This window comes from Helicobacter pylori (assembly GCF_015904775.1).
Lineage (GTDB): Bacteria > Campylobacterota > Campylobacteria > Campylobacterales > Helicobacteraceae > Helicobacter > Helicobacter pylori_DM.
In genome coordinates, this window is the sequence record NZ_JADZNC010000002.1 from 65,157 (window position 1) to 77,379 (window position 12,223).

Here is a 12,223-nt window from a genome sequence, read left to right on the forward strand (position 1 = left end):
CGACCCACTAAAAAGAAATTAGCGGCTTTTACCCACTTTCAACATCCTATTACGCAAAGTGGCGATACTGCTTTGCAAGGGTAATTCTTTAGGGCAAGTGTCATGGCAAGCGATCAAGCTCATGCACCCAAAAACGCCATCATCATCGCCGACTAATTCATAAAAATCGTCATCGCTTCTTTCATCGTGGCTGTCAATCATGAAACGCATGGCTCTGTTCATGCCAGCAGCTCCAATGAAATTAGGGCGCATGAGTTTAGTCCCGCAAGAAGCGATACAGCACCCGCATTCAATACACCTGTCTAGTTCAAAGACTTCTTGGGCTTCATCAGGCTCAATCCTTTTTTCCGGCTTAGTAATATCCACTTCTTCTTTAGAATGCACCCAACTCTCCACCCTTTTAGTCATATCGCCAAACCAATCGCCTGTATTCACGCTCAAATCTTTAATGAGCGTAAAACTGGGCATGGGCATGAGCGTGATCACCCCGCTTTCAAAGCTAGAAGTTAGGGTTTTACAAGCCAATCTCGGTCTCCCATTAACCATCATCGCGCAAGAGCCGCAAATCCCAGCGCGGCACACAAAATCAAAGCTCAAATCCGGATCTTGATGCTCTCTAATAAGGTTTAAAGCGATAAAGAGCGTCATGGATGGGGTTTCTTTCAGTTGATACTCTTTAAAATGCGGCTTACTCACCGCGCTTTGAGGGTCAAATTTTAGCACTCTGATTACAATCGTTCGTTCATTATCACTCATGGTGTTCTCCTTTTAGGTTAGCGTTGTGTTTGTCTAATAAATCATGGACATTGAAAGAATACAAATGTTCCCCCCTAGCTCTCACTTCTTCGTCTTCTAAACGCATGTTCCTAGCCTTGTATTTTTCTTGCAATTCAAAAGGCATGAGCGCGTGTTGGACTTCTACCCTATCTTTCCCAAGCTTTTCTAATTCTAGAATCGTTTTCAAAATCTCAGCGTCGCGCTCTTCTTTTTTGGGGTGGGGAATGAAATTGCCCTTTTTGCCATAGCCCCTAAAATCAGGGCTGATTTCCATTTTCATCACATCTAATTCTTCGTATTCAATCGTGGGCATGTCTTGTTCAGCGCTAGGCCAGCTCGCTAAAGTCCGATTAAGCCATTTTTCATCGTCTCTTTTAGGGTAGTCAATCCTTGTGTGAGCCCCTCTGCTTTCAGTGCGCAGTAACGCTCCTTGAGTGATGCAAAGCGCGAGTTTGAGCATTTTTTTGGTGCGGTAAGCGTCTTCTAATTCAGGGTTATTGTGCAAAACCTTGTTTTTCACGCAAATGTTTTTGGAGCGTGCATAAAGCTCTTGCAATTCCTTAAGGGCTTCTTCTAGCCTTTTACCTTCTCTAAAAACGCCCACTTTTTCATCCATGACTTCTTTCATGCGTTCTCTAATTTCATACACATCTTCCTTGCCTTCATTATGCAATAAAAAATGCATATAATCTTGGCTTTCTTTAATGAAAGCTTCAACTTTTTGTGTGTTGATTTCAATTTGCGCTTCTAAACAATGCGAAGCGAAATAATCCCCTATAATCATGCCAGCGACCACCGCTTCACTCACAGAATTTCCCCCCAAGCGGTTAAACCCATGCAAATCCCAGCATGCCGCTTCACCCGCGCAAAACAAGCCTTTTAAATGGGTTTCGCCTTTAGGGTTTGTCCTAACCCCACCCATAGAATAGTGTTGCATGGGTTTTATGGGGATCCAGCCTTTTTGCTTAGCCATCGCTTGCCCGTATTCAGGCTCATTTGCGGGCATTCCTTGCATGTTGTCTTTGGTTTGTTCCTCGCTATCAGCCGGATCAATGCCCGCAAAAGTCATGGCAATATCGCGCACATCCCTTAAATTTTTTTCCACATGGTTACGCCCTAAAATAGCAATATCCAACCACACATGATCCCCATAAGGCGATTTGGCTCCATAGCCTTTTTGGATATGCTCTAAAATCCGCCTTGAGACCACATCCCTACTCGCAAGCTCTTTTTTCTCCGGCTCATAAGCGGGCATGAAGCGTCTGCCAAACTTGTCTCTTAAAACGCCGCCATCGCCCCTACAACCTTCGGTCATTAAAATCCCGCTTGGCACTAAAGCGGTAGGGTGGAATTGCACCGCTTCCATGTTGCCTAATTTAGCCACGCCGGTTTCTAAAGCGCTCGCCGCCCCGGCTCCGTCGCAAATCACGGCGTTAGTGGTGTGTTTATACACGCGCCCATAACCTCCGGTAGCTAAAAGCGTGCCTTTAGAAACATACGCTGAAATTTCGCCGGTGATTAAATCCCTTACCACTGCCCCGTAGCATTGATTATCATGATGAATGAAAGCGAGCATGTCCTTTCTGTCTTGAATATCCACCTTGTGGTGTAAGGCTTCATTAGCGACCGCATAGAGCATGGTATGCCCTGTAGCATCAGCCGTAAAACATGTGCGCCATTTTTTAGTGCCGCCAAAATCACGGCTTAGAATGTAACCATGCCTGTCGTCTCTTTCGGTAATCGTAACATGCTCACCATTGACGACCGCAGGCCTATCGCCCTTTTTAATCCTAGTCCAAGGCACCCCCCAACTGGCCAATTCCCTAATAGCTTTAGGGGCAGTGGTTACAAACATTCTAGCCACTTGCTGATCACACCCCCAATCGCTCCCCTTAACCGTGTCTAAAAAGTGCAAATCTTCATTATCGCCCTCGCTTTTTTTAGCGTTCGCAAGGCTCGCTTGCATGCCCCCTTGAGCGGCTGCAGAGTGCGAACGCCTGACAGGCACTAGGCTTAAAACGATGGTGTTTAAACCCTTTTGTTTGCATGCGATACTAGCCCTTAACCCGGCCAATCCGCCTCCAATAATTAGCGCATCACAATATGTTATTTTCATTTTCTACCCTTATTCTTTGTGGAATTTCCCATCAGCTTCTATGGCTTCTTGCATGGTTTTAATGCCATTGTCCTTATTTTCTAAACCTTTTTTAATGTAAGCCCCATAGGTGCAAAGCCCTAAAACAATGAAAAACACGCTCATCGCCCACTTGACTTTCCTCAAACCTTGAATGCTCATGTTCTTAAACCACCCCCATTTGATCGCTAAGCGATACAACCCGATAGAGCCATGCAATTCTACGGCAAACAATAAGAAAATATACAAAAGCCAAAAGTTTTGCGTTACAAAACGATAGCTTGAACCATGAGGCCCGATGCTTTCAGGCTCTGTGAGCATGACAAACAGGTGGATACTCGCTAAGAAAAACATCGCAAACCCGGTTAAGGCTTGGATAAACCACAAACTCGTATCGCCATGCTTCATCAAATGCTTATGGGTTTTAAAAACCTTGTATTGCCTATAATTGATAGGGAATTTTCTCAAGGCTAAAAAAGCATGCGCGACCAAAATAAGAATAACCCCTGCTGCAACCACGCTCACAATAGCCGGCTCGCCCGCTTTTAAAAACAAGCTCCCTTCAAAAAATTTCGCCACTTTATACATGGCTTCATCGCTAATTAAGATACTAGAGACCAAAAACATGTGCGCTATCATAAAGAGCGCTAAAATCAAGCCCGTAGCACTCTGTAAAAAGTCTAGCTTAGCGTAAATACCGCTCTTTTTAAGCCCCTTACTAGCGCCATAATAACCCTCTATAATCTCTTCTTGTTGCATAAAAACTGCTCCTAAAAACTCAAATTTAACCTGAATCGCTTGACGCAAAAACACTGCCTTAATTTTACTACATTTGAAATAATTTTTCTTAATAAACCGATCTTAAATTGGGAAAAAAATTCAATTCAAGGGGGCTATTGTTTAAAATTTACATTTTTTAAACGCTATATTAGGTATAATAAGGGATAGTTACCACCTAATAAAATAAGGATCATTCAATGACAAAAATTGCCATGGCTAATTTCAAATCCGCTATGCCTGTTTTTAAAAGCCATGCGTATTTAAAAGAATTGGAAAAAACTTTAAAGCCGCAGCATTTTGATAGGGTGTTTGTATTCCCTGATTTTTTGGGGTTATTGCCTAATTCGTTTTTGCATTTCACTTTAGGAGCGCAAAACGCTTACCCTAAGGATTTGGGGGCTTTTACCGGTGAAATCACTTCAAAGCATTTAGAAGAACTCAAAATCCACACGCTTTTAATAGGGCATAGCGAGAGGAGAGCACTTTTAAAGGAAAGCCCTAGCTTTTTGAAAGAAAAGTTTGATTTTTTTAAAGATAAAAATTTTAAAATTGTCTATTGTATTGGCGAAGATTTAAAAACCAGAGAAAAGGGTTTTAAGGCTGTAAAGGAATTTTTAAGCGAGCAATTAGAAACTATCGATCTCAATTATTCCAATTTGATTGTGGCGTATGAGCCTATTTGGGCGATTGGCACCAAAAAAAGCGCTTCTTTAGAAGATATTTACCTCACGCATGGTTTTTTAAAGCAAATCTTAAATCAAAAAACGCCCTTATTGTATGGGGGGAGCGTGAATATACAAAACGCTAAAGAAATTTTAGGGATTGATAGCGTGGATGGCTTATTGATTGGGAGCACGTCTTGGGAATTAGAAAATTTTAAAACAATCATTTCATTTTTATAAAGGAAAATCATGGGATTTTTAAAAGGTAAAAAAGGGCTTATTGTAGGGGTGGCAAACAATAAATCCATCGCTTATGGGATCGCTCAATCTTGCTTCAATCAAGGGGCTACTCTGGCTTTCACTTATTTGAATGAGAGCTTAGAAAAGCGTGTGAGGCCTATCGCTCAGGAATTGAATAGCCCCTATGTGTATGAATTGGATGTGAGCAAAGAAGAGCATTTCAAGTCGCTATACAATAGCGTTAAAAAGGATTTAGGCTCATTGGATTTTATCGTTCATAGCGTGGCCTTTGCCCCAAAAGAGGCTTTAGAAGGGAGCTTGTTAGAAACTTCTAAAAGCGCGTTTAACACCGCTATGGAAATTTCTGTTTATTCTTTAATAGAGCTGACAAACACTCTAAAACCTTTATTAAATAACGGGGCGTCTGTTTTGACTTTAAGCTATTTAGGCAGCACCAAATACATGGCGCATTACAATGTGATGGGGTTGGCTAAAGCGGCCCTAGAGAGTGCGGTGCGTTATTTAGCGGTGGATTTAGGCAAACATAATATTAGAGTGAATGCCCTATCAGCTGGGCCTATTAGGACGCTCGCTTCTAGTGGGATCGCTGATTTTAGGATGATTTTAAAATGGAATGAAATCAACGCCCCTTTAAGAAAAAATGTGAGTTTAGAGGAAGTGGGCAATGCCGGGATGTATTTGCTTTCTAGCTTGTCTAATGGGGTGAGTGGGGAAGTGCATTTTGTGGATGCTGGCTATCATGTCATGGGCATGGGGGCTGTGGAAGAAAAAGATAATAAAGCTACGCTATTGTGGGATTTGCATAAAGAACCATAAGGGGTATTGATGAGATTAAGCGAATTGTTAAACGCCTATTCTATTGAAACGGAATTTTCAAACGATTTTGAAGTGCATGCTTTAGCGGAATTAGACAAGGCTACGCCTAATGATATTAGCTATATTGACCAAGCGCGTTACCTTAAACTTTTAAAAGATTCCAAAGCCGGGGCGGTATTTATCCGTAAAAAAGAATCTTCTAAAGTGCCAAAACACATGCAAGCTTTAATCGTGGATAACCCGCATCTAGCCTTTGCCAAAGCTTCGCATGCCTTTAAAATCCCTTTTTTTAAAAACCCAGAAAGCGTTAGCGAGCCTAAACATTTTGAAAAAGTAACGATCATGCCTAATGTGATGATTGGAGAGGGCGTAGAAATTGGCGAAAATTCTTTGATTTATCCGGGCGTGGTGATCGCTGATGGGGTCAAAATCGGTAAAAATTGCGTTTTGTATCCTCGTGTCATTTTGTATCAAAACACGATTTTAGAAGACAATATTACTATCCATGCAGGCAGTGTGATCGGAGGCGATGGCTTTGGTTATGCACACACCGCTTTAGGAGAGCATGTCAAAATTGAGCATGTGGGGATTGTTAGGATCCAAAAAAATGTAGAAATTGGCGCTAACACGGCGATTGATAGGGCGGTGTTTGGCGAGACTTTGATTAAAGAGGGCGTTAAGATTGATAACCTGGTTCAAATTGGGCATAATTGCGTTTTAGGCGAACACAGCATCGTTGTCTCTCAAGTGGGCTTGAGCGGCTCTACAACCACTGGCCGTAATGTGGTTTTTGGCGGTCAAGTGGGCATTGGGGGGCATTTGCATGTGGGCGAATTCACTCAAATTGGGGGTAAAAGCGCGGTGGGTAAAGACTTGCCCCCTAACACTAATTTTGCCGGAGCGATCCCTGCTATGGAAATCCATGAATGGCACCATTTCCTGGCTCATTTACGAACGAATTTTAGAAAACAGCAAAAAACGAGTTTGTTGCAAAAAGCTAAAGGGTTTTTTAAGTCTTAAAGAATGAAATAAGCTATAATAAGCCCATTTTGAATACGAATGATTATTTTAATAAGGACAATCAATGAAAGATAGTTTTCTTTTCACTTCTGAATCAGTAACCGAGGGGCATCCTGACAAAATGGCTGATCAAATCAGCGATGCGGTTTTAGATTACATTATTGAGCGCGATCAAAAAGCCAAAGTCGCATGCGAGACTTTAGTTTCTAACGGGTTTTGCATGATCACTGGCGAGTTAAAAACTTCTGTTTATGCCCCTATGCAAGAGATTGCAAGAGAAGTGGTTAAAAAGATTGGCTATACAGACGCTCTTTATGGCTTTGATTACAGGAGCGCGGCGGTTTTGAATGGCGTTGGCGAGCAAAGCCCTGATATTAATCAAGGCGTGGATAGAGAAGATGGCGAGATTGGGGCAGGGGATCAAGGGCTTATGTTTGGTTATGCGTGCAAAGAGACTGAGACGCTCATGCCCTTACCCATTCATTTAGCGCACCATCTCACTTTCGCTCTGGCTCAAAAAAGAAAAGACAACACTCTGCCTTTTTTAAGGCCTGATGGCAAGTCTCAAGTGAGCGTGCGTTATGAAAACAACAAGCCTGTAAGCATTGATACGATTGTCATTTCCACCCAACATTCCCCAGAAGTTTCGCAAAAACATTTAAAAGAGGCCGTGATTGAAGAGATCGTGTATAAGGTTTTACCCAAAGAATATTTGCATGACAATATCAAGTTTTTTGTCAATCCTACAGGAAAATTCGTTATCGGTGGGCCGCAAGGCGATGCGGGCTTAACGGGCAGAAAAATCATCGTGGATACTTATGGGGGGAGTTGCCCGCATGGCGGGGGAGCGTTTAGCGGGAAAGACCCCAGTAAAGTGGATAGGAGTGCGGCTTATGCGGCCCGCTATGTGGCTAAGAATTTGGTAGCGAGTGGAGTTTGCGATAAAGCGACCGTGCAGCTTGCTTATGCGATTGGGGTGATAGAGCCGGTGTCTATTTATGTGAACACGCATAACACGAGCAAGTATTCAAGCACGGAGTTGGAAAAATGCGTGAAAGCGGTTTTCAAACTCACGCCAAAAGGCATTATTGAAAGCTTGGATTTATTAAGACCCATTTATTCGCTCACTTCAGCTTATGGGCATTTTGGGCGCGAATTAGAGGAATTCACTTGGGAAAAAACCAACAAAGCTGAGGAGATTAAAGCGTTCTTTAAGCGTTAAAAAAATATTTTAAGGGTAATATTTTAAAAAATTTTTGTATAATCAACAATTCACAAGGAGTTTAAATTGAAACAAAGAACGCTGTCTATTATTAAACCGGATGCACTTAAGAAAAAAGTGGTAGGCAAAATCATTGATCGCTTTGAGAGTAACGGCTTGGAAGTGATTGCTATGAAACGCTTGCATTTAAGCGTTAAAGACGCTGAAAACTTTTATGCGATCCACAGAGAGAGACCCTTTTTTAAAGATTTAATAGAATTTATGGTCAGTGGTCCGGTGGTGGTTATGGTTTTAGAGGGCGAAGATGCGGTGGCTAAAAACAGAGATCTTATGGGAGCGACTGATCCCAAACTCGCCCAAAAAGGCACTATCAGAGCGGATTTTGCTGAAAGCATTGACGCTAATGCGGTGCATGGGAGCGATAGCTTGGAAAACGCACACAATGAAATCGCTTTCTTTTTTGCTGCTAGAGAACTTTAAGATTTAAGGGCGTTTTAAGTAAGCATGCAATTTGAAATGCGTAAAATCGCTTTTAATGCGCCTAAAGCGTTTTCTTTAGAGCATGAGGGAGTAGTTTTAGAGGGCGAAGTTGTGCGGGTGGGGGCGAAATTGTTTCGTTTGGAAGCGTGCCTTAAGGGTGAATTGATGCTTATTTGTGATACAAGCGGTAAAGAGTTTAAAAAAAGCCTTGATGAGTCGTTGGTTTTGCATATTTCAGACGGGTTGTGGGATACGCAAAGCCAAAGTTTGGATTTTGATAATTTAGATGTTATTGAATCTTTCAATGGTTTTATTGATTTGAGCGAAATTTTACGCTCTGAAGTGGAATCTATTAAATTAGACTACCATTATGCAGATTGATATTAAGGAGAATTTATGGCAGTACCTGATAGAAGAGTGAGTAAAACAAGAGCGGCAAAAAGACGCACGCATTATAGCGTTAAGTTGGCTAAACCTGTGAAAGCCAAAGATGGCACTTGGAAGCTCCCCCATCATATTAACAAATTTACTAAAGAATACTAAGATAAAAGCTATCTTTAGTGATAGAAAGTATTTTAAAGGATTGCAACAAGCCTTTTAAGGACGCATGATGAAAATTGTAATAGACTTAATGGGGGCTGATCATGGGGTTTTACCCATTATTGAGGGAGTCTCAAGGGCTTTAGAGAATAAGAGTTTTAGCGTGGTTTTAGTGGGGGATAAAGACAAAGCGACCCCTTTTATTTCTAAAGAGTTAGCCAGCAAAGTGGAAATGATCCACACGCAAGATTACATTAAAATGGAAGAAGCCGCCACTGAGGCGATTAAGCGTAAGGAATCTTCCATTTACTTGGGCATGGATATTTTAAAAAATGGGGCTGACGCTTTGATTTCAGCGGGGCATAGTGGGGCGACTATGGGTTTAGCGACCTTGCGTTTAGGGCGTATTAAGGGGGTTGAAAGGCCTGCTATTTGCACTTTAATGCCTAGCGTTGGCAAACGCCCTAGCGTGCTGTTAGACGCAGGAGCGAATACGGATTGCAAGCCTGAATATTTGATTGATTTTGCTCTCATGGGGTATGAATACGCTAAAAGCGTGTTGCATTATGATAGCCCTAAAGTGGGTCTTTTGAGTAATGGCGAAGAAGATATTAAAGGGAATACGCTCGTTAAAGAAACGCATAAAATGTTGAAAGCTTATGACTTCTTTTATGGCAATGTGGAGGGGAGCGATATTTTCAAAGGGGTTGTGGATGTAGTGGTTTGCGATGGCTTTATGGGGAATGTGGTCTTAAAGACAACTGAAGGGGTCGCTAGCGCGATAGGCTCTATTTTTAAAGATGAAATTAAAAGCTCTTTTAAATCTAAAATGGGGGCTTTGATGCTTAAGAACGCGTTTGGTATTTTAAAACAAAAAACCGATTACGCTGAATATGGAGGAGCGCCGCTTTTGGGCGTGAATAAAAGCGTGATCATCAGCCATGGCAAGAGCAACGCTAGAGCGATTGAATGCGCGATTTATCAAGCTATTAGCGCTGTTGAAAGTCAGGTTTGTTTGAGGATCACTAATGCGTTTGAGAGCTTGAAATCTCAATCTTTTGAGAGCCAAAGCGATCAGCAAGACTCTTAAAAATAACTATGTAAAGGGATTGAATGGAATTTTACGCCTCTCTTAAATCCATTGCGATGCATGTTCCAAGCGAGCGTGTGAAAAATGCAGAGTTCCAACAATTTTTGGATACCAGCGATGAATGGATAGAAAAAAGGACCGGTATCAAAGAGCGCCGTTTCGCTAACAATGAAGAAAAAAGCAGCGATTTAGGGGTAATAGCGGCTAAGCAGGCCATAGAGAGAGCGCGTTTGACTCCAAAAGACATTGATTTGGTGGTTGTGGCCACTTTAAGCCCTGATTTTTTAGCCATGCCTTCAACCGCTTGCGTGCTGAGCGCGAAATTAGGCATTGAAAACAAGCCGGCTTTTGATATTTCAGCCGCTTGTACGGGTTTTATTTACCTCTTATCGGTGGCTAAGGCGTATATTGAGAGCGGGATGTATGAAAATGTGCTGATTGTGGGGGCAGAAAAAACGAGTAGCGTGTTGGATTTTAAGGATAGGGGGACTTGTATTTTATTTGGCGATGGGGCTGGAGCGTGCGTGATAGGCAGGACCAAGCGTTTAAAAGAAAGCGTTTTAGATGTGCAGATTTCAGCGAATGGGAATTTTTCTAATTATCTCTATACGCCAAGGACTCTAAAACCCACGCCCTTTAACGCTAAAGAAGAAGCTTTAGAGCCTTTTTTGTGCATGAAAGGCAATGAAGTGTTCAAACTAGCGGTAAAAACGCTTTTAAAAGATGTGGAAACGATCTTAGAAAAAAACGCTCTCAAACCTGAAGATGTGCGTTTGTTCATCCCGCATCAAGCTAATTTTAGGATCATTCAAGCGGTGCGAGAGCATTTGGATTTTAAAGATGAGCAAGTGGTTTTAACCGTGCATAAATACGGCAACACTTCAGCAGCCAGTATCCCTATGGCCATGTGTGAAGCTTATGAAGAGGGGCGTTTGAAAAAGGGCGATTTAATGCTTTTAGACGCTTTTGGTGGGGGATTGACTTGGGGTTCAGCGTTGGTGTATTTTGGAGGGAGTTAAGAAAAGATTGAAGGAGTATTGATGAAAAAGATATTTTTTTTATTTTTAGTGGTGTTGGGGGGGTTGAAGGCGCAAAGTGATTATTGTAGCGATCATTGTGAAGGCACGCCAGATAGCCGTATCCCTCCTATGGGGTTTCATTTCAGTTTTGTGCATTCAGTGAAATATTATTTGCAAGACCCACAAGAGCGCGATCACAAGCTTAAAAAATGCCACAAAGCCTTTGATTCGACGCTTAAGGTTAATTTTATCACGAAGTCTTTTAAAAAGGATTGTAAGCATGCACAAATGGCTTTAGATCAAGCTCAAAAAGAAACTCCATAAAAGGGGTTTCTTTAGGGATTTTATTTCTTATAGCAGAAATTATTTTTAAAGTAAAAGACGAATAATGTTTAAAGGCATTCTAGTCTTTTTAATACCTATTGTTCTTATTGGGTTAGTATTAACAGCTATTAGAGCTACTATAATGGCATTTAGAGGCGATACTGATGGTTTTTTAGTAGAATATGGGATAAATTTGTTGAATATTTCGGCTATATTCTAGTTACTATAATAATGTTTTTTCCTTATATAATTGGACCAGTTATCGCTTTAATATTTATCTTATCTGAGCTAGGTTATATAACTTTCTTTAATTTTATAAGATAAATAACTGACTATTATAATAGTCGGTTATACTCATCCTTTTGTTATTTTTTATATTTTTTTTAAACACAATTCTTCCAATGACTAGTAGCGTCTCAACCAAAAATTCAACCAACAACCAATTGAGAACCCAATATAGAAATTAATATTCTTTAGTCTGTTTTTTTAAAAAAGGGGGCTTTGGTTGCTTTATTTTATGGCAAACTCTTAAGGGGATAGGGGGATATTTTGCACTTTAATATCCCTTTAACCCCCCAACTAAATCCCCCCTAACCCCATAATACCGCATTACAAGAAATTACCGTTTGCTAAACAAACTTTTTGATATTAAAAAAGTTTTTAGCGTTTTTAAATTTTATCACCAACACCCCATTAGAACAAAAACCAAATTTTTATTGGGAAAACTTGTGGTAATACTCGCCCTTGTCCGTGATGATTTTAACTTCTAACAATTGGTTAGGCTTGCAATCTAGGCGGTAAAATATCTGTTGCGAGTATTTTAATTCATGATCAAAGAGCTTTTCTTTTTTAAACTTATCGCCCAATTTGGGTTCTACTTTTTTAGTCGCTTCGCATGAATTTCCCCTATTGACAATAAGATTTTTAATCACTACCGGTTCATCGTTCATAGAAGTGATGCTTAAAAGACTAGAGTCCGTCATTTTCCCCATGAATTTCCCCCCAGTCGCGCGATAATCCAGCTTGAAATCCAAATCTTTTGCCCCCACACAAACACCGCTTATAACTAGCAAGCTCAAACACATTTTTTTAAACATC

At 41.1% G+C, this 12,223-nt stretch carries 14 protein-coding genes; 10 read left to right on the plus strand and 4 right to left on the minus strand.

Annotated elements, in window-relative coordinates:
* Positions 1–18: 18 nt before the first annotated feature.
* From I6852_RS01775 to I6852_RS01785, 3 genes are read right to left on the minus strand one after another with little or no spacing between them, the layout of a single operon-like run.
* Positions 19–756 carry a fumarate reductase iron-sulfur subunit gene (locus I6852_RS01775; RefSeq protein ID WP_001282399.1) on the minus strand — a complete coding sequence of 246 codons (738 nt, stop codon included), beginning with the start codon at positions 754–756 and terminating at the stop codon, positions 19–21.
* Complete coding sequence (locus tag I6852_RS01780) at positions 749–2,893, minus strand: fumarate reductase flavoprotein subunit (RefSeq protein WP_197291478.1); 2,145 nt, start codon at positions 2,891–2,893, stop codon at positions 749–751. The genes I6852_RS01775 and I6852_RS01780 overlap by 8 nt, the downstream gene beginning before the upstream one ends.
* Positions 2,894–2,902: 9 nt before the next feature.
* Complete coding sequence (locus tag I6852_RS01785; RefSeq protein WP_002208167.1) at positions 2,903–3,670, minus strand: fumarate reductase cytochrome b subunit; 768 nt, start codon at positions 3,668–3,670, stop codon at positions 2,903–2,905.
* 218 nt (positions 3,671–3,888) lie between these two features.
* Between I6852_RS01785 and I6852_RS01790 the strand changes: the two genes are divergently transcribed.
* From I6852_RS01790 to I6852_RS01835, 10 genes are all read left to right on the plus strand, one after another.
* Positions 3,889–4,593 carry a triose-phosphate isomerase gene (locus tag I6852_RS01790; protein ID WP_197291477.1) on the plus strand — a complete coding sequence of 235 codons (705 nt, stop codon included), beginning with the start codon at positions 3,889–3,891 and terminating at the stop codon, positions 4,591–4,593.
* 9 nt (positions 4,594–4,602) lie between these two features.
* Positions 4,603–5,430, plus strand: coding sequence for an enoyl-ACP reductase FabI (gene fabI, locus I6852_RS01795; RefSeq protein ID WP_197291476.1), 828 nt, complete (start codon positions 4,603–4,605; stop codon positions 5,428–5,430).
* 9 nt (positions 5,431–5,439) lie between these two features.
* Positions 5,440–6,450 (plus strand): UDP-3-O-(3-hydroxymyristoyl)glucosamine N-acyltransferase, encoded by a 1,011-nt coding sequence (lpxD, locus tag I6852_RS01800; RefSeq protein WP_197291475.1) that lies wholly within the window; start codon positions 5,440–5,442, stop codon positions 6,448–6,450.
* A 64-nt stretch (positions 6,451–6,514) separates the two neighbouring features.
* Positions 6,515–7,672, plus strand: a complete 1,158-nt coding sequence (gene metK / locus I6852_RS01805) for a methionine adenosyltransferase (protein ID WP_197291474.1) — start codon at positions 6,515–6,517, stop codon at positions 7,670–7,672.
* Positions 7,673–7,738: 66 nt separating this feature from the next.
* Positions 7,739–8,152, plus strand: coding sequence for a nucleoside-diphosphate kinase (gene ndk, locus I6852_RS01810; protein ID WP_079356933.1), 414 nt, complete (start codon positions 7,739–7,741; stop codon positions 8,150–8,152).
* A 24-nt stretch (positions 8,153–8,176) separates the two neighbouring features.
* Positions 8,177–8,533 carry a hypothetical protein gene (locus I6852_RS01815; protein ID WP_001159178.1) on the plus strand — a complete coding sequence of 119 codons (357 nt, stop codon included), beginning with the start codon at positions 8,177–8,179 and terminating at the stop codon, positions 8,531–8,533.
* 15 nt (positions 8,534–8,548) lie between these two features.
* Positions 8,549–8,695, plus strand: coding sequence for a 50S ribosomal protein L32 (gene rpmF, locus I6852_RS01820; protein ID WP_000290431.1), 147 nt, complete (start codon positions 8,549–8,551; stop codon positions 8,693–8,695).
* A gap of 67 nt (positions 8,696–8,762) precedes the next feature.
* Positions 8,763–9,782: a phosphate acyltransferase PlsX gene (gene plsX / locus I6852_RS01825; protein ID WP_001958687.1), complete on the plus strand. Its 1,020-nt coding sequence runs from the start codon at positions 8,763–8,765 to the stop codon at positions 9,780–9,782.
* A gap of 23 nt (positions 9,783–9,805) precedes the next feature.
* Complete coding sequence (gene fabH / locus I6852_RS01830; protein ID WP_079295048.1) at positions 9,806–10,801, plus strand: ketoacyl-ACP synthase III; 996 nt, start codon at positions 9,806–9,808, stop codon at positions 10,799–10,801.
* Between the two features lie 21 nt (positions 10,802–10,822).
* Complete coding sequence (locus I6852_RS01835; protein WP_079295046.1) at positions 10,823–11,125, plus strand: hypothetical protein; 303 nt, start codon at positions 10,823–10,825, stop codon at positions 11,123–11,125.
* Positions 11,126–11,838: 713 nt separating this feature from the next.
* Here the strand turns inward: I6852_RS01835 and I6852_RS01840 are convergent.
* Positions 11,839–12,222: a hypothetical protein gene (locus I6852_RS01840; RefSeq protein WP_197291473.1), complete on the minus strand. Its 384-nt coding sequence runs from the start codon at positions 12,220–12,222 to the stop codon at positions 11,839–11,841.
* Position 12,223 lies beyond the last annotated feature (1 nt).